A 24,565-nucleotide genomic window follows, 5' to 3' on the forward strand; every position below is an offset into this window, starting at 1 on the left:
GCTACTCGATCACGACCCGCTCGCCGGGCCGGGCCAGCGTCGCCGTGGTGCCCGGTGCCGCGTCGCCCAGCGCCGCCACGAACCGGTCGCCGGGCGTGACGAACAGCCGCTGGTGGTTGGCCCGGGCCACCTGGCGCAGGCCGAGCGGCCAGAACGTGCCCCAGTGCACGGGCACCGCGACGTCCGCGCCGACCCGGGCGACGGCGGCGGCCCCGGCGACCGGGTCCATGTGTCCGTCCTCCAGCGTCGGGCCCCAGCCCCCGATGGGGATCAGCGCCAGGTCGACGTGGCCGACCTCGTCCATGTCCTCGCGCAGCTCGGTGTCGCCCGGGAACCAGAACGACCGCGGACCGGCGTCGATGCGGAAGCCGAGCGGCGGCCCCGTGATCCGGGTGTGCGGCCCGCGGCCGCCGTCGTGCGTGGCGGGCAGCACCCGGATCGTCACCCCGGCCACCTCGACGACCTCGCCGGGCACGACCGGGCGGACCCGCCCGTGGTCGAGCGAGCGCAGCAGGCCCTCCCCGCCGCGGGGCACCAGGATCGGCACGTCGCGGGACACCCGGCGCAGGGACGGCAGGTGCAGGTGGTCGTGGTGCAGGTGCGAGACGACCACCACGTCCACGTCGTACGCCGCGCCGCTCGGGCTCGGCGCGTAGCGCCGCAGGTGGAAGAGCCGGTCGGAGAGCAGCGGATCGACCGCCACCCGGGCGCCGCCGATCTCGACGGTCGCCGACGCGTGACCCCACCAGGTCACCGCGAGGCCGGTCATGCTCGCACTGTAAGGCGTCCGACGGCCACCGTGGCGCCGATCTCCTCGTCGGTCACGATCGTGGGCTCGAGCCCGGCCGCGGCCAGCAGTCCCGCGGTCCGGTCGGCCTGGTCGCGGCCGGTCTCGATCAGCAGCCGCCCCTGCGGGGCGAGCCAGGCCGGCGCCCCGGCGATCACGCCGCGCTGCACATCCAGCCCGTCGGCGCCGCCGTCGAGTGCGACCCGGTGCTCGTGGTCGCGGGCCTCGGGCGGCATCAGCGCGATCTCGTCGGTCGGCACGTACGGCGCGTTCGCGACCAGTGCCCGCACCCGTCCGCGCAGCTCTTCCGGCAGCGCGGCATACAGATCGCCCTCGACGACCCGGTCGGCGGGCAGGTTGCGGCGGGCGCACGCGACCGCGGCGGGGTCGACGTCGGCGGCGTACACCTCGAGGCCGGGCAGGCCCGCGAGCAGCACGGCGCCGAGCGCCCCGGTGCCGCAGCACAGGTCGACCGCGACGTCGCCCGGCCGCAGCTCCGCGGCCGCCGTGCGGGCCAGCAGCGCCGAGCGCTGCCGGGGCACGAAGACGCCCGGCGCGACGGCGATCCGCAGCCCGCAGAAGTCGGCGTACCCCACGACGAGCTCCAGCGGCGCCCCCGCCACCCGCTCGGCGAGCATCCGGGCCAGCGCGGCGTGGTCGCCGTCGGCGGCCGCGAGCAGCACGCGAGCCTCGTCCTCGGCGAAGACGCAGCCGGCCGCGCGGAGGGCGGCCACCAGGTCGTCCAGGTCCATGGTCGATGATGCTCCCATGCCGAGCGTGTCCACCCAGATCACCTGGATCGTGGTCGGGTACGCCGCCCTGGTCGTCGTCCTCGCCGTCATGGTCGCGGTGCGCAGGGGCGAGCGGCCCGCATGGCTGGACCAGATGGCCTGGATGCTGGAGCTGCTGCTCGTGGTCCGCGCGCTGGTCGGCCTGTCGGCGTTCCGCGGGGACGGACCCGACTCGGTCTCGACGTACGTCGGCTACCTGCTCGCCTCGGTGTGCGTGCTGCCGATCGCGATCAGGTCCGTCGAGGGCGACCGCGCCCCGTGGTCCTCGGCCGTGCTCGCGGTCGCCGCGCTGGCGGTCGGCGTGATCGCCGTCCGGCTCGAGATGACCGGATGAGCGAGGCCCCGCGCTCCGGGCCGCACCAGGTGCTGCTCGCGCTCTACGCGCTGTTCGCCCTCGCGGCCGGCGCCCGGTCGCTGGTGCAGCTGACGACGCGCTACGACGAGGCGCCGGTGGCGTACTGGCTCTCGCTCGCGGCCGCCGCCACCTACGCGCTCGGCTGGTGGGCGATCCGCCAGGCGTCGTCCGGGCACACCGGCTTCGCCAGCGTGATGCTCTGGATCGAGCTGGCCGGCGTGCTCACGGTGGGCACGGTGTCGCTGCTGGTCCCGGACTGGTTCCCGGACGCGTCGGTGTGGTCCGACTACGGCATCGGCTACGGCTTCGTGCCCGCGGCGCTGCCCGTGGCGGGCCTGGTCTGGCTGCGCCGGCAGCGCCGGTCCCCAGCCTGATCCCAGTGCGTCCCCAGTGGGGGCCAAGTGGTGCGCGGGAGCGTGGGGTCGTCCGTCCCCCACCAGCAAGGAACCACCGTGAACACCCTGATCGCCATCGTCGTGCCGACCGTCGTGCTGATCGCGTACGTCGCCACCGCGAGCGCGACCCCCCGCTCCCGCCGCCGTGAGGCGGCCCGTCGCGCCCGCCGAGTCACCCGCCACCCGGCGCTCGCCAACCTCGGCGACGTCCACCGGCGCCTCGATGCCGAGCTGCCCGCCGCCCACGCGGACTTCGTGATGTCCCGGGTGGTCCGGCACCGCGTCGACGCCGTGACGCTGTGGACCTGGCTCGACCGGCTCGGCGCCGAGGCGCTGGTGCTCGCCCTGGCTGCCGGCCACGGCTACGCCGGCCTGCTGCGGATCCTGCGCGACGAGCGGCCCTACGACGACAGCGAGGCCCGGCTGCTCGCCGAGCTGAGTGAGCCCGAGCTGTTCCAGCTCGCCGCCGCGTGATCCGGACCGGCCTGGCCCGATACTGAAACGTGTTCTAGATTCGGGGGGTGGCATCCGATGCATCGCAGCGCCCCGCGGCCGACGTGCCCGCGCCCGACGTGCCTGCGCCCGACGTCTTCGCGCCCGCCCGGCTGGGTCCGGTCCGGCTGCGCAACCGGACCGTCAAGGCCGCGACGTTCGAGGGGCGGGCGCCGCAGGGCCGGGTGACCGACGCGCTCATCGACTACCACCTCGCGGTGGCCCGCGGCGGCGTCGGCCTGACGACGGTCGCCTACCTCGCGGTGGCGCCCGAGGGCCGCACCCATCGCGAGCAGATCGTGGTGGGGCCGCAGACCCGCGGGGGTCTGGCCCGGATGGCCGACGCGATCCACGAGGCCGGCGCCGCGATCGCCGGCCAGGTCGGGCACGCCGGCCCGGTCGCCAACGGCCGCTCCAACGGCGTCCACGCGCTGGCCGCCAGCCGGATGCCGAGCCCGCTGTCGATGCAGATGGTCCGGTCGGCCAGCGACGCCGACCTGACGCGGATCACCCGCGACTACGTCGCCGCCGCGCGCACGCTGGTCGACGCGGGCTTCGACGTGCTCGAGCTGCACATGGCGCACAGCTACCTGATCTCGTCGTTCCTCGCGCCCGGCCTCAATCGCCGCAAGGACGACTGGGGCGGCCCGCTGGAGCGCCGGGCCCGACTCGGCCGCCAGGTCGCCCGGGCGGTCCGCGACGAGGTCGGCGACTCCTGCGCCGTGACCGCGAAGATCTCGGTCTCCGACGGATTCAAGGGCGGCGTGACGACCGACGAGGGCATCGAGTACGCCGCGATGCTCGAGTCCGACGGGGCCCTCGACGCGCTCCAGCTCAGCGGCGGCTCCTCGCTGATGAACCCGATGTACCTCTTCCGCGGCGAGACCCCTGTGCGCGAGTTCGCCGAGTCGATGCCGTTCCCGGTGCGGTGGGGGATGCGCACGCCGATCGGTCGCGGCTTCCTCAAGACCTACCCCTTCGAGGAGGCCTACTTCCGCGCGAAGGCGCTGCGCTTCCGCGAGGCGCTGTCGATGCCGCTGATGCTGCTCGGCGGCATCAACCGCGCCGACACGATGGAGCAGGCGATGGCCGACGGCTTCGACTTCGTCGCCATGGGCCGCGCCCTGCTCCGCGAGCCGGACCTGGTCGCCCGGCTCGCCGCCGGCCGCGCCGCCGAGGGGGTCTGCATCCACTGCAACCGGTGCATGCCGACGATCTACTCCGGCACGCGGTGCGTGGTGATCGACCCGCCCTTCCCGATGCAGTAGAACGTGTTCTAGATTGCCCTGCATGAGCATCCTGGAGCGCTTCTCCGTCGACGGGCAGGTCGCGATCGTCACCGGCGCCGGCCGCGGGCTGGGTGCGGCCACCGCGGTCGCGCTCGCCGAGGCCGGCGCCGACGTGCTGATCTCCGCGCGCACCGAGCGGCAGCTCGACGTGGTCGCCGAGCGGGTGCGGGCCACCGGGCGGCGCTGCGTCGTCGTCCCGGCCGACCTCAGCGACCTCGACGCGGTGGCCGGCCTGGCACAGGCGGCGTACGACGAGCTCGGGCGGCTCGACACGGTCGTCAACAACGTCGGTGGCACGTTCCCCAGTGCGTTCCTCGACACCAGCAGCGAGTTCCTCAACGAGGCGTTCAGCTTCAACGTCACCACCGCGCACGCCCTGACCAGGGCCGCGGTGCCGTTGATGCTGAAGGATGCGGACCAGCAGAAGAGCGTCGTCACGATCAGCTCGATGATGGGCCGCACCGCCGACCGCGGCTTCCTCGCCTACGGCACGGCCAAGGCCGCGCTCGCGCACTGGACCAAGATGGCGGCCCAGGACCTCGCACCGCGGATCCGGGTCAACGGCATCTACGTCGGCTCGATCATGACCAGCGCGCTCGAGTACGTCGCGGGCCAGCCGGAGCTGATGGGCCAGCTGGAGACCAAGACGCCGCTGCGCCGGGTCGGTGAGCCGGAGGACATCGCCGCCGGGGTCGTCTACCTCGCCTCGCGGGCCGGGCAGTACGTCACCGGCAAGCTGCTGGAGATCGACGGCGGCATCCAGCAGCCGACCCTGGACCTCGGGTTCCCCGACGTGGCCCCGTAGGGTCCGGACCGTGAGCACCTCCTCGACGTCGACCGCCCACGCCATCTCGCCCGACTCCGGCGAGCACTGGTCGAAGGAGGGTGCCTGGCGGGTCGCCGAAGGCATCCACCGGATCCCGCTGCCGCTGCCGATGGACGGGCTGAAGGCGGTCAACGTCTACGTCCTCGAGACCGCCGACGGTCTCACCCTCATCGACGGTGGCTGGGCGATCGAGGTGGCCCGCGACCTGCTCGAGCGGTGCCTGCGCGACGTGGGCTACGGCTTCGGCGACATCAAGCGGTTCCTGGTCACCCACATCCACCGCGACCACTACACGATGGCCGCCGTGCTCGGGAAGGAGTACGGCGCCGAGGTGGCGCTCGGCGCCGACGAGAAGCCCGGCCTCGACCTGCTCAACGACCTCGAGTCGCTGACCGAGAGCCCCTTCACCCAGCCGCTCGTCTCGGCCGGGGCGCGCGACCTCGCCGAGCTCTGGAACCAGGGGCCCGACGAGTTCGACCTGCCGGACCCGGCGTGGTGGGCCTACCCCGACACCTGGCTCGAGGGCGACCTGCAGATCTCGGTCGGCCCGCGCACCCTCGACGCCGTGCACACGCCCGGGCACACCCCGGGCCACTACGTCTTCGCCGACCAGGCGGCGGGCCTGCTGTTCGCCGGTGACCACGTGCTCCCGACGATCACCCCGTCGATCGGGTTCACCACGCCGCCGGTGCCGCAGCCGCTCGGCGACTTCCTCGCGTCGCTGACCAAGGTGCGCGGACTGCCCGACCTGACGATCCTGCCCGCGCACGGCCCGGTCGCCCCGTCGTCGCATGCGCGGGTCGACGAGCTGCTCGCCCACCACGACCACCGGCTCGACCAGAGCCTGGCCGCCCTCGACTCCGGCCCGTCCACGTCGCAGGAGGTCGCCCGGCGGCTCGGCTGGACCCGGCACGAGAAGGCCTACGACGAGCTCGACGAGTTCTCCCGCGGCATGGCCGCGATGGAGACCAAGGCCCACCTCGAGCTGCTCGCCGCCCGCGGCCGGGTCACCCGCACGGAGACCCCCGATGGCGTGGTGTTCACGGCCGTCACCGGCTGAGCCGCATCGGCGTGTGCGGGATCCCGTCCTCCAGGAACTCCGGCCCGTCCACCACGAACCCGAACGTCGTGTACCACCGCGCCAGCGGCGACTGGGCGTCGAGTACGACGTCGCGCTCCTTCGCCACCGACAGCGCGGTCTCCATGACGGGGTCGGCCAGCCCCTGCCCGCGCGCGTCGGGCGCCAGCAGGACCCGGCCGATCCGCCAGACGGCCCGGCCGTCGACGGCGTCGTCGACGACGCGTGCGTAGCCCAGTAGAGCGTCGTCGTGAAGCAGCAGCACGTGCCGGGTCTCCGGCTCCACGTCGCGCGCGTCGAGGTCGGGGTAGGGGCACCGCTGCTCGACGACGAACACGTCCTGGCGCAGCTTGCAGACGCCGTAGACGGCGTACGGGTCGAGCTGCCCGAACGCGACGGCGACGACCTTCATCGCAGGAACTCCAAGGTCCGGGACCAGGCGTCCTCGGCCTCGGGGACCAGCGGCAGCAGCGGGTAGACGTGCACGAGGTCGGCCACCTCGACGTAGGCGAGGTCCCAGTCGGTGTCGGCCGCGCGGCGGTCGAGCAGCCGGCAGCCCGGGGCGAGCGTGTCGCGGGTGCCGCAGAACATCAGCGCCGGCGGCAGCCCGGCCAGGTCGCCGAGCGCGGGGGAGACCTCCGGCCGGCCGAGGTCGTCGGGCGAGCCGGCCCACCACGCGGCGTACTCCCGCAGCTTGCCGAGGAACAGCCACGGGTCCCGGCCGGAGAACTCCTCGGTCTCCGGGGTACTCGTCGTCAGGTCGACCCACGGCGAGATCAGCAGCAGCCGGTCGGGCTGCGGGCCGCCCCGGTCGCGCAGCGTCAGCGCCAGGGCCAGCGCGTAGCCGCCGCCGGCCGAGTCGCCCGCGAGCACCAGCCGCTCGGAGTCCTTGGCCCACCGGCCGGCCAGGTCGGCGAGCTCCTCGTGGGAGTCGCGCCAGGTGTGCTCGGGCGCGAGCGGGTAGTCGGGGACCACGATCCGCGCGTCGAGGGCATCGGCCAGCCGGGCCAGGTAGCGCACGTGGAAGGGGTCGATGCCGGCGACGTACCCACCGCCGTGCAGGTAGACGACGGTGGTCCGCGGATCGCTGTGTCGCGGAGTCACGACGTACGACGGGAACGTGCCGGCCGGCCCGGGCACCATCTCGGTGACCACCGAGAAGCGCCGGTCGAAGCGGCGCACCGCCTGGGTGGGCAGTCTCGGCTCGAGCGTGCGGTGCCAGGCCTCGATGCGGGCCCGCTCCTCGTCGGGTGAGACGAGCTCCCGCGACCGGCGCATCCGCGGGATCGCCCAGGCGAGGAGGTCGTGGCGGCGGCTCGGCATGGGCCCAGCGTAGAGATCGCGGCAGCAGGGATGTCACACGAGCGGGCCGAGCGGTGTCTTCATGCCAGACCGACCGATCCGAGGAGGAGAGATGCCCAGCACGTTCCGCATCCCGAAGGCGCCGATCACCGGCCTCTACGGGCGGCTGATGTCGATCTACGCCCGCCGCACCTTCGGCGAGATCCCCGACAACGCCTACGTCTACTTCCACCACAAGCCCGTGCTCAAGGCGGTGCTCGGCTTCGAGGGCAAGGTCGCGAAGTGGGACGCCCTCGACCCGACGCTCAAGTCCTACGCCCAGCTCGCCAGTGCCGCCGTGATCGGCTGCAGCTGGTGCCTCGACTTCGGCTACTACCTGGCCCACCACGACGGTCTCGACCTCGCCAAGGTGCGCGAGGTGCCGCGCTGGCGCGAGTCCGACGTCTTCACCCCGCTGGAGCGGGAGGTGCTGGCGTACGCCGAGGCGATGTCGACGACGCCGCCGACCGTCACCGACGAGATGACCGCGAGCCTGCTGGAGCAGCTCGGCACGCCGGCCGTCGTCGAGCTGACCCAGATGGTCGCGCTGGAGAACATGCGCTCGCGGTTCAACTCCGCCGCCGGCCTGCAGGCGCAGGGATACTCGGATGTGTGCGAGCTGCCGCTCGCCGTACCGTCGGGCAGTGTGAGGCAGCCATGACGGTCCGGTCGACCGACGTCTTCGTGCGGCACCGCAACCTGCTGTTCACGGTCGCCTACGAGATGCTCGGCTCCGCCGCGGACGCCGAGGACGTGCTCCAGGAGACCTGGCTGCGCTGGGTCGACGTCGACGTGGCCGAGGTGCGCGACGAGCGCGCCTACCTGGTGCGGATCACCACCCGGCTCGCGCTGAACCGGATGCGCGCCAACGCCCGCCGCCGCGAGTCGTACGTCGGGCCGTGGCTGCCCGAGCCGCTGCTGACCACCCCCGACGTCGCCGAGGACGTCGAGCTCGCCGACTCGGTGTCGCTGGCGATGCTGACCCTGCTGGAGACCCTCGGGCCGACCGAGCGCGCGGTCTTCGTGCTGCGCGAGGTCTTCGACTTCGGCTACGACGAGATCGCGGCCGCCGTCGACAAGACCCCGGCCGCCGTCCGCCAGGTCGCCCACCGGGCCCGGGCGCACGTCGCCGAGCGGCGCCCGCGCGCCGAGGCGACGCAGGTCGAGCGCGACCGGGTGCTCGAGCAGTTCGTGCGGGCGGCGGCCACCGGCGACATCCAGAGCCTGATGGACGTGCTCGCTCCCGACGTCGTGCTGGTCACCGACGGCGGCGGGGTGAAGAAGGCCGCGCTGCGCCCGATCCTCGGCCGCGACAAGGTGGTCCGCTTCCTCGAGGGAGTCTCCGAGGGCCCGGCCGAGGCCGACGTGGTGGTCGTCAACGGCGCGCCCGCGCTGCGGATCCTGCTCGACGGGGTGCTCGACACCGTGGTGTCGATGGTGGTCGAGGACGGCCGTGTCACGGGTCTCTACGCCGTACGCAACCCGGCCAAGCTCGCTCGCCTGGACGCGGTGGTCGCCCTGACCAGGTGACGGGCTAGAGTCGATCTCACAGACAGGGGAGCACGCGACCGGCGTGCTGAGAGTGCGGACCAGCCGCAGACCCTCGAACCTGCTCCGGTTAGCACCGGCGAAGGGAGTCGGAGTTGAGATATTTCCGTACGATCACGCCTGCCCTCCTGGCGGCGGGGGCCCTGGCCCTCACCGCCTGCTCGACCGTCGGGGGCGGCGACGACAGCGCATCCGAGCAGGGCTCGGACACGGTGGTGCTCGTCACCCACGAGTCGTTCGCGCTGCCGAAGAAGCTGCAGCGACAGTTCGAGCAGGAGACCGGCTACGACCTCGTCGTCCGGGCCGCGGGCGATGCCGGCACCCTGACCAACAAGCTGGTGCTGACCAAGGACAAGCCCCTGGGCGACGCGGCGTTCGGCGTCGACAACACCTTCGCGTCGCGGGCGCTGGGCGAGGGTGTCTTCGCGGCGTACGACGCGAAGCTGCCCGAGGGCGCGGACCAGTACCGCCTCGCGGGCGACGACGACCACGCCCTCAGCCCGGTCGACAACGCGAGCGTGTGCGTGAACATCGACGACGGCTGGTTCGCCGGCCACGACGTGCCGCCGCCGACGTCGCTCGACGACCTGGCCCGGCCCGAGTACGCGAAGCTGTTCGTGCTCCCGGGCGCGGCGACCAGCTCGCCGGGCATGGCGTTCCTGCTGGCCACCGTCGCGGAGTACGGCGACGACTGGCCGGACTACTGGCAGCGGCTGATGGACAACGGCGCCCTGCTCACCGACGGCTGGTCCGACGCCTACCAGGTGGACTTCACCCAGGGCGGCGGCAAGGGCGACCGTCCGATCGTGCTGTCCTACGACTCCTCGCCGGCGTTCACGATCGGCGACGACGGATCGTCCACGACCAGCGCGCTCCTCGACACCTGCTTCCGCCAGGTCGAGTACGCCGGCGTGCTCGCCGGGGCCGACAACCCCGACGGTGCCGAGGCGGTGGTCGACTTCCTGCTCTCGCCGCAGGTGCAGGCGGCGCTGCCGGACAGCATGTACGTCTTCCCGGTCGACTCGACGGTCGAGCTGCCGCAGGAGTGGGCGACGTACGCGAAGCAGCCGACCGACCCGCTGCAGGTCGACCCGGCCGACATCGCCGAGCATCGCGACGAATGGCTGCGTGAATGGAGCGACGTCACCTCGCGGTGACCGTCCGATGCGCCGGTCCCTCGCCCTGGTCGGCCTCGCGGCGCTGCCGCTGGCCGTGCTCGGCGTGTTCTTCGTGCTCCCGGTCAGCGGCATGCTCGCCGAGGGCCTGTGGGTCGACGGACGCTTCGACCCCGGGGCGGTCGCCGAGGTACTGACCAGGCCGCGGACGATCCGGGTCGTCTGGTTCACGGTCTGGTCGGCCTCGGCCGGCACGGCGGTGGCGGTGCTGCTCGGGGTGCCCGCGGCGCACCTGCTGCACCGCCGCACGTTCCCCGGTCGGGGTGCGCTGCGGGCCGCGCTGCTGGTGCCGTTCGTGCTGCCGACCGTGGTGGTGGGCGTCGCCTTCCGCGAGCTGATCGGGGAGGCGGGACCGCTCGGCTTCCTGGGCTTCGACGGCTCGGCCGGCGCCATCGTGGCGGGCCTGGCGTTCTTCAACGTCGCCGTGGTGATCCGGGCCGTGGGCGCGGCGTGGGAGTCGCTCGACCCGCGCCCGGCCGAGGCGGCCGCCGCCCTGGGCGCGAGCCCGGCGCAGGTCTTCCGCACGGTCACGCTGCCCGCGCTGCGCCCGGCGATCGTCTCGGCCGCGAGCGTGGTCTTCCTCTTCTGTGCGACGGCGTTCGGCGTCGTGCTCACCCTCGGCGGGCTGCGCTACTCCTCGGTCGAGACCGAGATCTACCTGCTCACCACCAACCTGCTCGACCTGCAGGCGGCGGCCGCGCTCTCGATCGTGCAGCTGCTGGCCATCACCGCGCTGCTGGCGATCACGAGCCGGCTGCGAGCGGTGCCCGACCCGACCGTGGCGCGCTCGACCGTCCGGGCGCCGCGGCCCTCGCGCGGCGACTGGCCGGGCCTGCTCGCGACCGGCCTGGTCGTCGTCCTCGTCGGCCTGCCGATCGCCGCGCTCGTCGCCGGGTCGCTGCAGGTCGGCGACGGCTGGGGGCTGGGCAACTACCGGGCGCTGACCACCGAGGGCTCCCGGCAGGCGCTGCTGGTGCCGGTCACCCACGCGCTGGTCACGTCGCTGCGGGTCGCGGTCGACGCCACCTGGATGTCGCTGACGCTCGGCGTGCTGGTCGCCATCGTGGTGAGCCGGCGCTCGCACAGCCGCACCGAGCGCCGGGTCCGCGGGCTGCTCGACGGGCTCTTCATGCTGCCGCTCGGGGTGTCCGCGGTGACGCTCGGCTTCGGCTTCCTGATCACGCTCGACGAGCCGCCGCTCGACCTGCGCGACTCGGCCCTGCTGGTGCCGATCGCCCAGGCGCTGGTGGCCCTCCCGCTCGTCGTCCGCACGCTGGCGCCCGCGCTCGGTGGCATCGACGACCGGCAGCGGCAGGCCGCCGCGTCGCTCGGCGCCGGGCCGCTGCGCACGTTCGCGACCGTCGACCTGCCGGTGCTGTGGAAGCCGCTGCTGGCCGGCGCCGGCTTCGCGTTCGCGGTGTCGCTCGGCGAGTTCGGCGCCACGTCGTTCCTCGCCCGCGACGAGAACCCGACCATGCCGATCGTGATCTTCCACCTGATCGGGCACCCGGGGGCGATGAACTACGGCATGGCCCTCGCCGCCTCCGTCGTCCTCGCGACCACGACCGCGCTGGTGATGCTCGCGGTCGAGCGGTTGCGGGTCCCGTCCCTGGGGAGCTTCTGATGCTGTCGTTGCACGACGTCTCCGTCTCGTACGACGGCACGCCCGCCGTCGTCGACGCCTCGCTCGACCTCGCCGACGGCCAGGTGCTCGCCGTGCTCGGCCCGAGCGGGTCGGGCAAGTCGACACTGCTGCGGGCGATCGCCGGGCTCGAGCCGGTCGCGTCCGGCCGGGTCGCGTGGGACGGCACCGACCTGCGCGGGGTGCCGACGCACCGGCGCGGCTTCGCGCTGATGTTCCAGGACGGCCAGCTCTTCGGACACCTCACCGTGGCCCGCAACGTCGGCTACGCGCTCCGGCTGCGGCGTACCCCCGACGCCGCGGCCCGGGTCCGCGAGCTGCTGGCGCTGGTCGGGCTCGAGGGCTACGAGCACCGGCTGCCGGCCACGCTCTCCGGCGGCGAGCGGCAGCGGGTGGCGCTCGCGAGGTCGCTCGCCGTGCAGCCGCGGCTGCTGCTGCTCGACGAGCCGCTGTCGGCGCTCGACGCCGGGCTGCGCGAGCGGCTCGCCACCGAGCTGCGCGACATCCTGCGCGCCGCCGGCACCACCGCGCTGATGGTCACCCACGACCAGGACGAGGCGTTCACCGTGGCCGACCGGCTCGCGGTGATGCGCGACGGCCGGATCGTGCAACAGGGCGACATCGCCGCGGTCTGGCGCGGGCCCGTCGACGCCGAGACCGCGCTCTTCCTCGGCTACGCCCGGGTGCTCGAGGGTGATCCTGCCCACGTGCTGCTGCGGGCCGCGGGCCGCTCCCCGGGCGACGACGCGGTCGCCGTACGCCGGTCCGCGCTGGTCGTCGCCGACGCCGGCGCGCTCTCCGGCACGGTGGTCTCCGCCCGCGTGACACCCGAGCAGATCAGGCTCATCGTGGCCGTCGACGGCGTCGGAGAGCTCGACGCCGTGGCCCGGCTGGACGCCCATCCGGCGCCGGGCGACCGGGTCGCGATCGCGGTCGATGCCTCCCGTACGGCCGCGATCCCGGCGGGTCCCGTCAGACCCGGCGGTTGAGGAGCCGAGGCGCGGGGCGCCTCGAAACCTCCCTACACTGTCGGGCGTGTATCGCCGCGCCTGGACCCTGCTCGTGGTCAACGCCATCGTCATGGGCGTGTGGGCGGCGATCACGGCGTGGTACGTCGGCAAGCCGCTGATCGACCCCGAGGGCAGCTTCCTCGGGCCGTCCTGGCTGCGGCTGCCGATCCTCTGCGTGGGCGCGCTCTTCCTCGACCTGGTGCCGCGCGCGGTGTGGCTCTCGCGCGGCCGGGTCCGCCGGATGCCGGAGCTGGTCCGCGAGCGCTGGGAGGGGCACTGGTCCCGGGAGCGGCTGCTCCTGGTCGTGCTGGGCATCGCCTGCTTCTACGTGATCTACGTCTGCTACCGGAACCTCAAGTCGTTTCTGCCGCTGGTGAGCGGCCGGATGTACGACCGCGAGCTGCACAGCCTGGACAAGATCCTCTTCTTCGGCCACAACCCGGGCACGGTCATCCACGAGGTGCTCGGCACCACGGTCGTCGCGCACGTGCTGTCGAGCTTCTACCTGCTCTTCATCCCGATGGTGGCCATCATGGTCACGGTCTGGCTGGTCTGGTCGCGCAACCTCTCCTACGGCTGGTGGTTCGTCACCGCCCAGGGCATCGCGTGGACGCTCGGCACCGTGTCCTACTACGCCCTGCCGACGCTCGGCCCCGGCCTCGAGTACCCCTACCTCTACGACCTCGCGCACACCGGCACCACCGACCTGATGAACTCCCTGGTCAATGCGCGCCAAGGCGTCCTGTGGGGCGACGGCCAGGCCCAGACCGTGGCCGGCTTCGCCAGCCTGCACACGGCGATCTCGCTGCTGTGGGCGCTGATGGTCCAGTTCACCGTCCGCAACCGGATCATCCGGATCGTCTTCTGGGTCAACTTCGGCCTCACCGTCGTCGCCACCCTCTACTTCGGCTGGCACTACATCGCCGACGACATCGGTGGCGTGATGATCGCCCTGATCTCCTTCTACGTCGGCGGCATCGCCAGCGGCCAGAAGTTCGACCGGCACGGCCTCGCCTCCCACCCCACCACCACGACCTCGCACGTCCCCGTCGACCGCTGACGCGGGCTCCGGCGGTGTGGGTCGTCGGGATAGTCCGTCACGTTTCGGTTGACCCGAGGCCCTGGGAACAGCCGAAACGTGACGGACTATCCCTTCATCGCGCGAATTACATCCGTGTGGTTCGTCAAGGCGACACGCCGGTGACTGGTGAGAAAATTGGGGAAACTGTTTCTATTGTGACGAAAGTTGTCTAGCGTGCCCCGAGTGCCGCCATTCCGGAGCGGTGTCGTGGAAGGGGCTGGACGAGGTGCGAGCGCGCGGAGTGGCGGCGACGACGGTGGTCACGGTGGTGCTCGGGGTCACCGCCGGGGTCGCCGTCGCCGACGAGACCGCACCGAGCCGGCAGGAGGTCCGCGAGGCGCGTGCGACGGTGCGTGACCGGGCCGGCGACGTCGACGCGGTCCGGGCCCGCCTGGCGGCCGCCGGCGAGCGCATGGACCGGTCCTCGATCGCCGCCGCCCGCGCCGCGGAGGAGTTCAACGGTGCCCGCTGGCGGGCCCGGGAGGCCCGCAGCGCGGCCGCGGACGCCCGGGCGGAGGCCGCCGCCGCGCAGGCCGAGGCCGACCAGCAGCGCGCGGTCGTCCGCGACGCGGTCGTCACGTCGTACGAGCTCGCCCCCGAGGTGACCGCCCTCGCGGCCGTCGCGCGCAGCGACGGCATCGACGCCGTGCTGCAGCGCTCCGCCACGATGGCCAGCGCCACCGACGCCCTCGACGCCAACTACGACCGGCTCCGCACGGCCGCGACGGCGGCCGACGCGGCCCGACAGCGGGCCGAGGAGGCGCGTGCCGAGGCCGTGCGAGCCATGGACCGGGCTCGGGAGGCGAAGCGCGCGGCTCGGCGGGCCGCCGACCTGGCCGCGGCCGAGACCCAGTCGATCGCCGCCGAGAAGGCGGACCTGATCGCCGAGCTCGCCGGCCTCCAGCACGTGAGCGTCCGGCTGGCGCAGCGCCGGCAGGCGGTGCTCGAGGTGCGCGCCGCCCGACGGGCCGCCCGCGCGGCCCGGCAGGACCAGGCCGCGACGCCGGCTCCCGCCCCGGCTCCCGCCCCGACCCCGACCCCGACGCCCACGCCGACCCCCACGCCGACGCCCACGCCGACGCCCACGCCCACCCCGGAGCCTCAGCCGACGGCGGAGAGCACGCCCGAGCCCACCCCCGCCGTCGAGCCCACTCCCGAGCCCACTCCCGAGCCCGAGGCCCAGCCCGCCCCGCCGGCGCCCGGCGCGGGCGCGCAGGCGGCGATCGCGTTCGCTCGGGCGCAGCTCGGCGACCCCTACCGCTGGGGCGCGGCGGGCCCGAACGCCTGGGACTGCTCGGGCCTGACTGCCGGAGCCTGGGCCGCCGGCGGGGTCTCGCTGCCGCACTACTCGGTGGCCCAGTACGAGCAGTCGACGCCGATCGAGGCGAGCGAGCTCCAGCCGGGCGACCTGGTGTTCTGGGGCTCCGGCGGCAGCCCGTCGTCGATCTACCACGTCGCGCTCTACGTCGGCGACGGCCGGATCATCCACGCCCCGCGCACCGGCCGGCCCGTGACCGAGGAGTCGATGTACGCCTGGACCGCGCCGACACTCTTCGCCCGTCCCTGACCCGGTGACGGGCATGGGGGAGGCTCGGGGCATGGCCTCCGACACCGCCGCCCCGACCGACACCGCCCCGACCGCCGCCGTCGACACGGCGAATCCGCCCGAGGTCGACGTGCCCGCGCTGACGCGGCTGCTCGACGGCGCGTACGCCGACGTCCGCGACCTGGTGCGCGACAACCTCGCGACGTACGCCTCCGTGCTGGAGGAGGCCGACGAGCTCGGCATCGACGACTTCCGCGACCGGGTGCGCGAGGTCGTCCTGGAGCTGGCGGCGACCGGCCAGACCGCCCTCGGCCTCCCGGAGGAGTACGGCGGGGGCGGGGATCTCGGCGCCTCCGTCGCGGCGTTCGAGACGCTCGCCTTCGGCGACCTGTCGGTGCTCGTGAAGGTCGGCGTGCAGTTCGGGCTGTTCGGCGGCGCGATCCTCCAGCTCGGCACCGAGCGCCATCACGAGGCCTACCTCCGCGACATCGCGAGCGGCCGGCTGATGGGCTGCTTCGCGATGACCGAGACCGGCCACGGCTCCAACGTGCAGGCGCTCGGGACGGTCGCGACGTACGACGCCGACGCCCGGGAGTTCGTGATCACCACCGGTGGCGACCAGGCGCGCAAGGACTACATCGGCAACGCGGCGAGGCACGGCGAGCTGGCGGTCGTGTTCGCCCAGCTCGAGGTCGGTGGCCGCCGGGAGGGTGTGCACGCGTTCGTCGTGCCGATCCGGGTCGGCGGCGAGGTCGCTCCGGGCGTCCGTATCGAGGACGACGGCCGCAAGATGGGCCTCAACGGCGTCGACAACGGCCGGATCTGGTTCGACGACGTGCGGGTGCCGCGCGAGGCACTGCTCAACCGCTTCGCCGACGTGACGCCCGACGGCGCCTACGAGAGCCCGATCGAGAACCCCGATCGGCGCTTCTTCACCATGCTCGGCACCCTCGTGCAGGGCCGCGTGAGCGTGGGCGGCGCCGGCATCAACGCCGCCAAGGTGGCCCTCGCGATCGCGGTGAGGTACGCCGTGCGCCGCCGCCAGTTCGAGGCGACGCCCGGGGCCGAGGAGCAGCTACTGCTCGACTACGGCCTGCACCAGCGCCGGTTGCTGCCGCTGGTCGCCCGTACCTACGCGCTGCACTTCGCCCAGGACGTCGTACGCACGCAGCTGCACGAGGTCTTCTCGGCCGCTCCGGAAGCCGGGTCGGGTGAGGCGGCCCGCCGCGAGCTCGAGGCCCGCGCAGCCGGCACCAAGGCCATCGGCACCTGGCACACGACCCGGACCATCCAGGAGTGCCGCGAGGCGTGCGGCGGCGCCGGCTACCTGGCGGTGAACCGGTTCGCGGCCCTGAAGGCCGACACCGACGTCTTCACGACGTTCGAGGGCGACAACCACGTGCTGCTGCAGCTCGTGGCGAAGGGGCTGCTGACCGACTACGCCAGCGAGTTCGAGGACCTCGACCAGCTGGGGATGGTCCGCTTCGTCGCCGGCCTCGCGGTCGAGACCGTCATCGAGAAGACATCGGTGCACAAGCTGCTGGAGCGGGTGCGCGACCTGCTGCCCGGCGGCGACGAGTGGGACCAGGAGGCGGGGCTGCTCGACTCGGAGTACCAGCTCGCGATGCTGCGCTTCCGCGAGGAGCACATGCTGGCCGGGGTCGCCCGCCGCCTCAAGCGCGGCGTCGACCAGGGACTCGACCCGGGTGCCGTGTTCTCCGAGGCGCAGGACCACGTCGTCGGCGCCGCTCGCGCGCACGTGGAGCGGCTCGTGCTGGAGGCGTTCGTCGACCGGATGCGGGCGCTGCCCGACGACACCCCCGAGGGCAACCGGGTCGCCCTGGGCCTCCTGTGCGACCTCTTCGCGCTGTCGACGATCGAGGCCGACCGCGCGTGGTTCATGGAGCACGGCCGCCTGTCGGTGCAGCGGTCGAAGGCGATCACCCGCGAGGTCAACCGGCACTGCCGACTGCTGCGACCGGTCGCCGTCGACCTGGTCGACGCCTGGGGCATACCGGCGCAGATGCTGCGCGCCCCGGACCTGATCTGAAAGCCGAGTCGGCGCCAGATTGCAGCCTGAGCTGAGATCTGGCGCCGACTCGGGTGAAATCTGGCGCCGACTCGGCGGGCGGGTCAGTGACCCTCGGTCTTGAACCGCTCGAACGAGGCGTTGACCTCGGTCTCGGCCTCGGTGCGGCCGACCCACTCGGCGCCCTCGACGGACTTGCCGGGCTCGAGGTCCTTGTAGACCTCGAAGAAGTGCTGGATCTCGAGGCGGTCGAACTTCGACACGTGGGAGATGTCGCGCAGGTGCTCCAGGCGCGGGTCGGTCGCGGGGACGCAGAGGACCTTGTCGTCGCCGCCGGCCTCGTCGGTCATCCGGAACATGCCGATCGCGCGGCAGCGGATCAGGCAGCCGGGGAAGGTGGGCTCCTGGAGGATCACGAGCGCGTCGAGCGGGTCGCCGTCCAGGCCCAGGGTGTTCTCGATGTAGCCGTAGTCGGCGGGGTACTGCGTCGAGGTGAAGAGCGTCCGGTCGAGGCGGATCCGGCCGGACTCGTGGTCGACCTCGTACTTGTTCCGCTGCCCCTTGGGGATCTCCACCAGCACGTCGAACTCGAGCACGTCTTCCTCCGCCATCAGCTGCGTCCGGGCCACCCCTGCATGGGGTCGGGGTCAGTCTCGCGCACAATGTCCGCAAACGTGGAGTCGGGAAGGGGCGGACCGTGGGGAGAAGTGACGCACGCCACGGCTCCCGGCTCGGGTTCTGGCTTCCCGTGCTGCTCGTCGTCGCGCTGCTTGCCGGCGCCGGTACGGCGTACTGGCTCGACCGCGACCGGCCGGACCCCCACGAGGAGCCCGCCGCGGTGGCGCCGCCCAGCGGGCTGGAGCTGCCGCCGCTGGCCGACCCGAGCCCGGTCGCGGCGCCCGCCGCCGGCGTCGCCGATCCCCGCAAGGTACGCCGGGCCGTCGCACGGCTGCTGCGCGACGACGACCTCGGACCGCACGTGCTCGCCGCCGTCGCGGGCCTCGACGGCATGCCCCTCTTCGCCAAGGGGCGCGGCACCGCGATCCCGGCCTCGACGCTCAAGCTGCTCACCTCGGCGGCCGCGCTCGAGACGATGGGGCCGGAGCAGACGTTCGCGACGACGGTGGTCGCCCCGAGCCGGCGCCGGATCGTGCTGGTCGGCGGCGGTGACCCGCTGCTGGCCTCGAAGCGGCCCGGCAAGGACGCCTACCCCCGGGTCGCCGACGTCGTCACCCTCGCCAAGGACACCGCCGCCCGGCTCCTCGCCCGCGGTACGACGCGGGTGCGGGTCGGGTACGACGCGACCCTGTTCACCGGGCCGGACGTCAGCCCGCACTGGCCCGACTCCTACGTGCCCGACCAGGTGGTCGCGCCGATCCAGTCGCTGTGGGTCGACGAGGGGCGCCCCGCGAGCGGCTACGGCCGGGTCGAGGACCCCGCCCAGACCGCCGCCACTGCGTTCGGCGCGGCGCTCGCCCGCGCCGGGGTCGAGGTCGTCGGCGTCCCCGAGCCCCGGGAGGCCGGGGTCGGCGACGAGGAGCTCGCCCGGGTCAGCAGCCCGCCGCTCGGGCAGATCGTCGAGCACACCGTGGCGACCAGCGACAACGAGGCCGCCGAAGTGCTGGCCCGCCAGACCGCCCTCGCGACCGGGGCGCCCGCGACCTTCGCCGGCGGGGCGGGCGCCGTGCTCGACACGGTCGCCGCGCTCGGCGTACCCACCGAGGGCGCCGAGGTGTACGACGGCAGCGGGCTCTCGCGCGACAACCTGCTCGACCCCGAGACGCTCACCGGGCTGCTGGACGTCGCCGCCGCGCCGGAGCATCCCGAGCTGCGCACGGTGCTCACCGGGCTGCCGGTCGCCGGGTTCAACGGGTCGCTGACCCAGCGGTTCACCCAGGACGCCGACGCCGCCGGGCGCGGTGCCGTGCGCGCCAAGACCGGCACGCTCACCGGAGTGAGCGGGCTGGCCGGCACCGTCACCGACCGCACGGGCACGCCGATGGTCTTCGCGTTCCTCTCCGACCGGATCGACCCGGTCGACACCCTCGACGCCCGCGCCGCCCTCGACCAGATCACCTCCGCGCTGGCCGGTTGCCGGTGCTCGTGACCGGCTCGTGAGTCCCGGCGACCGGCGGCGTCCGTTGGCCGGCACGGGTACCTTCGGCACATGACAGAGCGGCCCCCGAGCATGGTCGACTGGGACCTCGCGGTCACGGTCGGCAGCCGGCTGGCCGGCAAGAGCCCGTCGATGAGTCCCCAGGACGCCGCGGCGGTGGTCGCCGAGCTGCGCGCCGGTGCGGCCCGGTCGACCGGACTCGTGCGCGACTTCACCGGGCTCGCGGCGCCCGAGAACACCGCGCCGGTGGTGGTCGTCGACCGGACCGGTTGGGTGCGGGCCAACGCCGACGGCTTCGCGACCGTGCTCGCGCCCGTGGTCGAGAAGATGGCCAGCAAGTCGACCGGTAAGTCCGGCAAGCCCGGCAACTCCGGGCAGTCGAAGATCGCCCACGCCGTCGGCTCACGGGTGACCGGCGTCGAGGTCGGCGGCCTGCTCGGCTTCCTGGCCGGCAAGGTGCTCGGCCAGTTCGACCCCTTCTATCCACCCGCGGGGCGGCTGCTGCTGGTGGCGCCGAACATCGTGCACGTGGAGCGCGAGCTCGGCGTCGCGCCGCACGACTTCCGGCTCTGGGTCTGTCTGCACGAGGAGACCCACCGGGTGCAGTTCACCGCGGTGCCGTGGCTGGGCGACCACCTGCTCGCCCAGATGCACGCCATCGCCGACTCGCTCGAGCCCTCCGGCCTCCTCGACGACGGCTTCCAGCGGGTGATCGAGTCGCTCAAGGACGGCTCCCGTGGCGGCAACCTGATCGAGGCGGTCAGCACGCCCGAGCAGCGGGAGATCATCGACCGCGTCACCGGCGTGATGTCGTTGCTCGAGGGCCACGCCGACGTCGTCATGGACGGCGTCGGGCCCCGGGTGATCCCGACCGTCAGGGACATCCGCAAGCGCTTCAACAAGCGGCGCCAGGGCGTCGGCGTCCTCGACCGGACGCTGCGCCGGGTGCTCGGGCTCGACGCCAAGATGGCGCAGTACCGCGACGGCGCGAAGTTCGTCCGCACCATCGTCGACAAGGCCGGCATGGCCGAGTTCAACGCGATCTGGGAGCGCCCCGAGAACCTGCCCTCCAAGGCCGAGATCGGCGACCCGACCGCCTGGATCTCGCGCGTGCTGTGACCCTCCATCCCGCCGTCGCCGCCGTCCGCCGCGGCGTACGCCGGGCGCTCGGCGACGTCGAGCCCGGGCGCACCGTCGTGGTCGCCTGCTCGGGCGGGCCCGACTCCACCGCGCTGCTGGCCGCCACGGTCTTCGAGGGGCGCAAGGCGGGCTGGCACGTCGTCGGCGTCACCGTCGACCACGCCCTGCAGGAGGGGTCCGCCGAGCGGGCCGCCGCCGTCGTCGCCCGGATGGCCGGGATCGGCGCCGCCGAGACCGTCACCGCGCGGGTGGTCGTCGAGGGCGCCGGACTCGGGCCGGAGGCCGCCGCCCGACGGGCTCGGTACGCCGTGCTGGAGGAGGTCGGCACCCGCTTCGATGCGGCCGCCGTGCTGCTCGGCCACACCCGCGACGACCAGGCCGAGACCGTGCTGCTCGGGCTGGCCCGGGGGTCCGGGGGCCGGTCGCTGGCGGGCATGCGCCGCCGCTACGACCGCTTCGTGCGGCCGCTGCTCGATGTCGGGCGCGCCGACACTGTCACCGCCTGCCTCGTCGAGGGCCACGACACCTGGGACGACCCGCACAACCGTGACCCCGCCTACGCCCGCGTACGGGTGCGGCGCACGGTGCTCCCGATGCTCGAGGAGCAGCTCGGTCCCGGCGTCGCGGAGACCCTCGCCCGCACCGCCGACCAGCTCCGCACCGACATGGATTACCTCGACGACCTCGCCGAGACGGCGTACGCCGGGCTGCGCGGCGCCGACGGCAGCCTGCCGGTCCCGGCGACCGCCGCCCTCCCCGATGCGGTCCGCCGGCGGGTGCTCCGGCTGGCCGCGCTCGCCGCCGGCTCACCGGGCTCGGAGCTCTTCCACGAGCACGTCCTCGCGATGGACGCCCTGCTCACCGACTGGCACGGCCAGCGCTGGGTCGACCTCCCCGGGCCGGTCCGCTGCTCCCGGGCCGACGGGGTGCTCCGGTTCGAGCCGGGCCGCTGAGTGCCGACCCCTGGCGCGGGCGTCATCTCGATCACTTAGTCTCTGGCCCATGGACGCAGCCGACGTGCAGGACGACCTGGTCAACGTTCTCTTCACCGAGGAGCAGATCCACGCTCGGCTGAAGGAGCTGGCCGCCCAGATCGAGGCCGACTACGAGGGCCAGGACCTGCTGATCGTCGGCGTCCTGCGCGGCGCGGTGATGGTCATGGCCGACCTGGCCCGCAGCTTCGGCCGGCACCTGGAGATGGACTGGATGGCGGTCACGTCGTACGGCTCCGGCACCAAGTCCAGCGGCGTCGTGCGGATCCTCAAGGACCTCGACACCGACATCTCCGGGCGGCACGTCGTCATCGTCGACGAGATCATCGACACCGGCCTCACGCTCTCCTGGCTGACCTCGAACCTCGCCTCGCGCAGCCCCGCGAGCGTCGAGATCTGCACGCTGCTGCGCAAGCCCGAGGCGCTGACCATGCCCGTCGACGTCAAGTACGTCGGCTGGGACATCCCCAACGAGTTCGTGGTCGGCTACGGCCTCGACTACCGGGAGCGCTACCGCAACCTGCGTGACATCGGGACGCTCGCGCCGCACGTGTACTCGTAGGCCGAGGCGTCAGACGGACAGCGGGCGTCAGGTACGTCGGCTGGGACGCTGAGCACCTGCCGGGCAACGAGTTCGTGGTCGGCTACGGCCTCGACTACCGGGAGCGCTACCGCAACCTGCGTGACATCGGGACGCTCGCGCCGCACGTGTACTCGTAAACAGCGCCCGTCTCATTCGGCTCGCCTCCGGATGCGTCCGGCCGGCCGATTCCTGCGACAATGCTGATTGACGAAGGTGTGTACCGTCGTCAGTTCAGTTGAGCGTCCACGCGGCTACCGTGCCGCCGGGCGGCCAGGTCGTGTCGAGAGAAGCCTGTGAAGCGCATATTCAAGGGTCCGTGGCTGTGGATCGTACTCGCCGTGGTGGGCGTGCTGCTCGCCCTGCAGTACCTCGCCCCCAACGGCGGGTACGACGAGATCGAGTCCTCCAAGATGGAGAGCTACATCACCGGCGGCGAGATCAAGGAGGTCACCTTCGTCGACGGGGGCGACCAGCAGATCAAGGCCACCCTCGACAACGGTGACAAGGTCACGTCGTTCTGGCTCGACGGCACCCAGGCCCAGCTGAAGGACGAGATCCAGAAGCAGGCCGACGACGGCTCGATCGAGAAGTACAACGTCGAGGTCCCCAAGCCGAGCCTGCTCGGCTCGATCCTCGCCACGCTGCTGCCCTTCGCGCTGATCATCCTGCTGTTCCTCTTCCTGATGAACCAGGTCCAGGGCGGTGGCGGCCGCGGCGTCATGCAGTTCGCCAAGTCCCGCGCCAAGCTGATCACCAAGGACATGCCGAAGACGACGTTCGCCGACGTCGCCGGCTGCGACGAGGCCATCGAGGAGCTCGGCGAGATCAAGGAGTTCCTCCAGGAGCCCGCGAAGTTCCAGGCGGTCGGCGCCAAGATCCCGAAGGGCGTGCTCCTCTACGGCCAGCCCGGCACCGGCAAGACCCTGCTGGCCCGCGCCGTCGCCGGCGAGGCGGGCGTGCCGTTCTACTCGATCTCCGGCTCCGACTTCGTCGAGATGTTCGTCGGCGTCGGCGCCTCCCGGGTCCGCGACCTGTTCGAGCAGGCGAAGGAGAACGCGCCGGCGATCGTCTTCATCGACGAGATCGACGCCGTCGGCCGGCACCGCGGCGCCGGCATGGGCGGCGGCCACGACGAGCGCGAGCAGACGCTCAACCAGCTGCTCGTCGAGATGGACGGCTTCGACGTCCGCGGCGGCGTCATCCTGATCGCCGCGACCAACCGCCCCGACGTGCTCGACCCCGCACTGCTGCGACCGGGCCGCTTCGACCGTCAGATCCAGGTCGACGCGCCCGACCTCGCCGGCCGCGAGAAGATCCTGCAGGTCCACGCGCGCGGCAAGCCGCTCGCGCAGGACGTCGATCTGATGAACGTCGCGCGGCGTACCCCCGGCTTCAGCGGTGCCGACCTCGCGAACGTGCTCAACGAGGCGGCCCTGCTCACCGCGCGCGGCAACCAGAAGCTGATCACCAAGTCCGCGCTCGACGAGGCGATCGACCGGGTCATCGCGGGCCCGCAGCGGCGTACCCGCCTGATGAGCGAGAAGGAGAAGCTGATCACCGCCTACCACGAGGGCGGCCACGCCCTCGTCGCCGCGGCGCTGCCCGGGACCGACCCGGTGCACAAGATCACGATCCTGCCGCGCGGCCGCGCGCTGGGCTACACGATGGTGCTGCCCGACGAGGACAAGTACTCCCAGACCCGCTCGCAGATGCTCGACTCGCTCGCCTACATGCTGGGCGGCCGGGCGGCGGAGGAGCTGATCTTCCACGATCCGACGACGGGGGCGGGCAACGACATCGAGAAGGCCACGAACCTGGCCCGGGCGATGGTGACGCAGTACGGCATGACCGAGCGGCTCGGCGCGATCAAGCTCGGCGAGTCCAACTCCGAGCCGTTCCTCGGCCGCGACCTCGGCCACTCGCGCAACTACTCCGAGGACGTCGCCGCGATCGTCGACGAGGAGACCAAGAAGCTGCTGGCGACCGCCCACCAGGAGGCCTTCGAGATCCTCGACGAGAACCGCGACGTCCTCGACGCGCTGGTGCTCGAGCTGTTCGACAAGGAGACGCTCGACAAGGAGCAGGTGGCCCGGATCTTCGAGCCGCTGCGCCGCCGCCCGACACGGCCGGCCTGGACCGGCTCCGACCAGCGCGTGCCGTCGACGGTCCCGCCGGTCGAGATCCCGCAGTGGATCAAGGACCGGGCGGCCGCCAACGGACAGACGCCGGAGGCGTCCGACACCGGCGCCGTGCTGACCCCGCCGGGGTCCGGCGGCGACGTGCACGGCGACCCGGGTGTCACCGGCGGGCCCGGCACCCGCCCCGAGCCGCCGATCCCGGGGGCCTGAG

At 73.1% G+C, this 24,565-nt stretch carries 24 protein-coding genes and 1 riboswitch; of the genes, 19 read left to right on the plus strand and 5 right to left on the minus strand.

Annotation, left to right across the window (positions count from 1 at the left end; all coding sequences use genetic code 11):
• Position 1 precedes the first annotated feature (1 nt).
• Positions 2 to 769 (minus strand): MBL fold metallo-hydrolase, encoded by a 768-nt coding sequence (locus tag FHU40_RS12450; RefSeq protein ID WP_183592649.1) that lies wholly within the window; start codon positions 767 to 769, stop codon positions 2 to 4.
• Entirely contained in the window at positions 766 to 1,539 is a 774-nt protein-coding gene (locus tag FHU40_RS12455; protein ID WP_246390567.1) for a putative protein N(5)-glutamine methyltransferase, read from the minus strand. The genes FHU40_RS12450 and FHU40_RS12455 overlap by 4 nt, the downstream gene beginning before the upstream one ends.
• Before the next feature lie 25 nt (positions 1,540 to 1,564).
• Here FHU40_RS12455 and FHU40_RS12460 point away from each other — a divergent pair, with 25 nt between their 5' ends.
• From FHU40_RS12460 to FHU40_RS12485, 6 genes are all read left to right on the plus strand, one after another.
• The gene (locus tag FHU40_RS12460) at positions 1,565 to 1,912 is read left to right on the plus strand and encodes a hypothetical protein (protein WP_343057837.1); all 348 of its coding nucleotides are present in this window, start codon (positions 1,565 to 1,567) and stop codon (positions 1,910 to 1,912) included.
• Positions 1,909 to 2,307: a hypothetical protein gene (locus tag FHU40_RS12465; RefSeq protein ID WP_183592651.1), complete on the plus strand. Its 399-nt coding sequence runs from the start codon at positions 1,909 to 1,911 to the stop codon at positions 2,305 to 2,307. The genes FHU40_RS12460 and FHU40_RS12465 overlap by 4 nt, the downstream gene beginning before the upstream one ends.
• A 78-nt stretch (positions 2,308 to 2,385) precedes the next feature.
• Entirely contained in the window at positions 2,386 to 2,802 is a 417-nt protein-coding gene (locus tag FHU40_RS12470) for a hypothetical protein (RefSeq protein WP_183592652.1), read from the plus strand.
• A 47-nt stretch (positions 2,803 to 2,849) separates the two neighbouring features.
• Positions 2,850 to 4,088 (plus strand): oxidoreductase, encoded by a 1,239-nt coding sequence (locus FHU40_RS29500; protein WP_343057838.1) that lies wholly within the window; start codon positions 2,850 to 2,852, stop codon positions 4,086 to 4,088.
• Between the two features lie 22 nt (positions 4,089 to 4,110).
• Complete coding sequence (locus FHU40_RS12480; RefSeq protein ID WP_183592653.1) at positions 4,111 to 4,914, plus strand: SDR family oxidoreductase; 804 nt, start codon at positions 4,111 to 4,113, stop codon at positions 4,912 to 4,914.
• A gap of 10 nt (positions 4,915 to 4,924) precedes the next feature.
• On the plus strand, positions 4,925 to 5,995 hold the full coding sequence (locus FHU40_RS12485) for an MBL fold metallo-hydrolase (protein WP_286674295.1): 1,071 nt from the start codon (positions 4,925 to 4,927) through the stop codon (positions 5,993 to 5,995).
• Here FHU40_RS12485 and FHU40_RS12490 read toward each other — a convergent pair.
• Positions 5,985 to 6,425, minus strand: coding sequence for a GNAT family N-acetyltransferase (locus tag FHU40_RS12490; RefSeq protein WP_183592654.1), 441 nt, complete (start codon positions 6,423 to 6,425; stop codon positions 5,985 to 5,987). The two genes, FHU40_RS12485 and FHU40_RS12490, sit on opposite strands and share 11 nt — an antisense overlap.
• On the minus strand, positions 6,422 to 7,336 hold the full coding sequence (locus tag FHU40_RS12495) for an alpha/beta hydrolase (RefSeq protein WP_183592655.1): 915 nt from the start codon (positions 7,334 to 7,336) through the stop codon (positions 6,422 to 6,424). The genes FHU40_RS12490 and FHU40_RS12495 overlap by 4 nt, the downstream gene beginning before the upstream one ends.
• Positions 7,337 to 7,427: 91 nt before the next feature.
• Here FHU40_RS12495 and FHU40_RS12500 point away from each other — a divergent pair, with 91 nt between their 5' ends.
• The 8 genes from FHU40_RS12500 to FHU40_RS12535 all read left to right on the plus strand — a co-directional run bounded on the left by FHU40_RS12500 (position 7,428) and on the right by FHU40_RS12535 (position 17,406).
• Entirely contained in the window at positions 7,428 to 8,015 is a 588-nt protein-coding gene (locus tag FHU40_RS12500) for a carboxymuconolactone decarboxylase family protein (protein ID WP_183592656.1), read from the plus strand.
• Positions 8,012 to 8,884, plus strand: coding sequence for an RNA polymerase sigma-70 factor (locus FHU40_RS12505; protein ID WP_183592657.1), 873 nt, complete (start codon positions 8,012 to 8,014; stop codon positions 8,882 to 8,884). The genes FHU40_RS12500 and FHU40_RS12505 overlap by 4 nt, the downstream gene beginning before the upstream one ends.
• Positions 8,885 to 8,898: 14 nt before the next feature.
• Positions 8,899 to 9,007, plus strand: a riboswitch (TPP riboswitch).
• Entirely contained in the window at positions 8,998 to 10,059 is a 1,062-nt protein-coding gene (locus FHU40_RS12510; protein WP_183592658.1) for a thiamine ABC transporter substrate-binding protein, read from the plus strand. It overlaps the preceding riboswitch by 10 nt.
• Positions 10,060 to 10,066: 7 nt before the next feature.
• Entirely contained in the window at positions 10,067 to 11,701 is a 1,635-nt protein-coding gene (locus FHU40_RS12515; protein ID WP_183592659.1) for an ABC transporter permease, read from the plus strand.
• Positions 11,701 to 12,708, plus strand: a complete 1,008-nt coding sequence (locus FHU40_RS12520; RefSeq protein ID WP_183592660.1) for an ABC transporter ATP-binding protein — start codon at positions 11,701 to 11,703, stop codon at positions 12,706 to 12,708. The genes FHU40_RS12515 and FHU40_RS12520 overlap by 1 nt, the downstream gene beginning before the upstream one ends.
• A gap of 46 nt (positions 12,709 to 12,754) precedes the next feature.
• Positions 12,755 to 13,789 (plus strand): phosphatase PAP2 family protein, encoded by a 1,035-nt coding sequence (locus FHU40_RS12525; RefSeq protein ID WP_252275022.1) that lies wholly within the window; start codon positions 12,755 to 12,757, stop codon positions 13,787 to 13,789.
• A 247-nt stretch (positions 13,790 to 14,036) separates the two neighbouring features.
• Complete coding sequence (locus FHU40_RS29505; RefSeq protein ID WP_183592662.1) at positions 14,037 to 15,377, plus strand: NlpC/P60 family protein; 1,341 nt, start codon at positions 14,037 to 14,039, stop codon at positions 15,375 to 15,377.
• A gap of 31 nt (positions 15,378 to 15,408) precedes the next feature.
• Positions 15,409 to 17,406 (plus strand): acyl-CoA dehydrogenase family protein, encoded by a 1,998-nt coding sequence (locus tag FHU40_RS12535; RefSeq protein WP_183592663.1) that lies wholly within the window; start codon positions 15,409 to 15,411, stop codon positions 17,404 to 17,406.
• A gap of 83 nt (positions 17,407 to 17,489) precedes the next feature.
• Here FHU40_RS12535 and FHU40_RS12540 read toward each other — a convergent pair whose 3' ends face one another.
• Complete coding sequence (locus FHU40_RS12540) at positions 17,490 to 17,996, minus strand: inorganic diphosphatase (protein WP_183593777.1); 507 nt, start codon at positions 17,994 to 17,996, stop codon at positions 17,490 to 17,492.
• A gap of 86 nt (positions 17,997 to 18,082) precedes the next feature.
• Between FHU40_RS12540 and dacB the strand changes: the two genes are divergently transcribed.
• From dacB to ftsH, 5 genes are all read left to right on the plus strand, one after another.
• Positions 18,083 to 19,492, plus strand: coding sequence for a D-alanyl-D-alanine carboxypeptidase/D-alanyl-D-alanine endopeptidase (dacB, locus tag FHU40_RS12545; protein ID WP_183592664.1), 1,410 nt, complete (start codon positions 18,083 to 18,085; stop codon positions 19,490 to 19,492).
• A gap of 60 nt (positions 19,493 to 19,552) precedes the next feature.
• A complete protein-coding gene (locus tag FHU40_RS12550; protein ID WP_246390569.1) occupies positions 19,553 to 20,620 on the plus strand; it encodes a zinc-dependent metalloprotease in 1,068 nt (355 codons plus the stop codon).
• Positions 20,617 to 21,594 carry a tRNA lysidine(34) synthetase TilS gene (gene tilS, locus FHU40_RS12555; protein ID WP_183592665.1) on the plus strand — a complete coding sequence of 326 codons (978 nt, stop codon included), beginning with the start codon at positions 20,617 to 20,619 and terminating at the stop codon, positions 21,592 to 21,594. The genes FHU40_RS12550 and tilS overlap by 4 nt, the downstream gene beginning before the upstream one ends.
• Before the next feature lie 49 nt (positions 21,595 to 21,643).
• Positions 21,644 to 22,195: a hypoxanthine phosphoribosyltransferase gene (gene hpt, locus FHU40_RS12560; protein WP_183592666.1), complete on the plus strand. Its 552-nt coding sequence runs from the start codon at positions 21,644 to 21,646 to the stop codon at positions 22,193 to 22,195.
• 314 nt (positions 22,196 to 22,509) lie between these two features.
• Positions 22,510 to 24,564 carry an ATP-dependent zinc metalloprotease FtsH gene (gene ftsH / locus FHU40_RS12565; RefSeq protein WP_183592667.1) on the plus strand — a complete coding sequence of 685 codons (2,055 nt, stop codon included), beginning with the start codon at positions 22,510 to 22,512 and terminating at the stop codon, positions 24,562 to 24,564.
• Position 24,565 lies beyond the last annotated feature (1 nt).

The organism is Nocardioides soli, assembly GCF_014191495.1.
Taxonomy (GTDB): Bacteria; Actinomycetota; Actinomycetes; order Propionibacteriales; family Nocardioidaceae; genus Nocardioides; species Nocardioides soli.

Bases quoted from the DNA above. Each gene is read 5' to 3' on its own strand.
- FHU40_RS12495 (WP_183592655.1), bottom strand. From the start codon at position 7,336: ATGCCGAGCCGCCGCCACGACCTCCTCGCCTGGGCGATCCCGCGGATG.
- FHU40_RS12465 (WP_183592651.1), top strand. From the start codon at position 1,909: ATGAGCGAGGCCCCGCGCTCCGGGCCGCACCAGGTGCTGCTCGCGCTC.
- FHU40_RS12505 (WP_183592657.1), top strand. From the start codon at position 8,012: ATGACGGTCCGGTCGACCGACGTCTTCGTGCGGCACCGCAACCTGCTG.
- FHU40_RS12490 (WP_183592654.1), bottom strand. From the start codon at position 6,425: ATGAAGGTCGTCGCCGTCGCGTTCGGGCAGCTCGACCCGTACGCCGTC.
- FHU40_RS12455 (WP_246390567.1), bottom strand. From the start codon at position 1,539: ATGGACCTGGACGACCTGGTGGCCGCCCTCCGCGCGGCCGGCTGCGTC.
- FHU40_RS12540 (WP_183593777.1), bottom strand. From the start codon at position 17,996: ATGGCGGAGGAAGACGTGCTCGAGTTCGACGTGCTGGTGGAGATCCCC.
- FHU40_RS12515 (WP_183592659.1), top strand. From the start codon at position 10,067: ATGCGCCGGTCCCTCGCCCTGGTCGGCCTCGCGGCGCTGCCGCTGGCC.
- FHU40_RS12535 (WP_183592663.1), top strand. From the start codon at position 15,409: ATGGCCTCCGACACCGCCGCCCCGACCGACACCGCCCCGACCGCCGCC.
- FHU40_RS12500 (WP_183592656.1), top strand. From the start codon at position 7,428: ATGCCCAGCACGTTCCGCATCCCGAAGGCGCCGATCACCGGCCTCTAC.
- FHU40_RS12520 (WP_183592660.1), top strand. From the start codon at position 11,701: ATGCTGTCGTTGCACGACGTCTCCGTCTCGTACGACGGCACGCCCGCC.
- FHU40_RS12480 (WP_183592653.1), top strand. From the start codon at position 4,111: ATGAGCATCCTGGAGCGCTTCTCCGTCGACGGGCAGGTCGCGATCGTC.
- FHU40_RS12550 (WP_246390569.1), top strand. From the start codon at position 19,553: ATGACAGAGCGGCCCCCGAGCATGGTCGACTGGGACCTCGCGGTCACG.
- FHU40_RS12450 (WP_183592649.1), bottom strand. From the start codon at position 769: ATGACCGGCCTCGCGGTGACCTGGTGGGGTCACGCGTCGGCGACCGTC.
- hpt (WP_183592666.1), top strand. From the start codon at position 21,644: ATGGACGCAGCCGACGTGCAGGACGACCTGGTCAACGTTCTCTTCACC.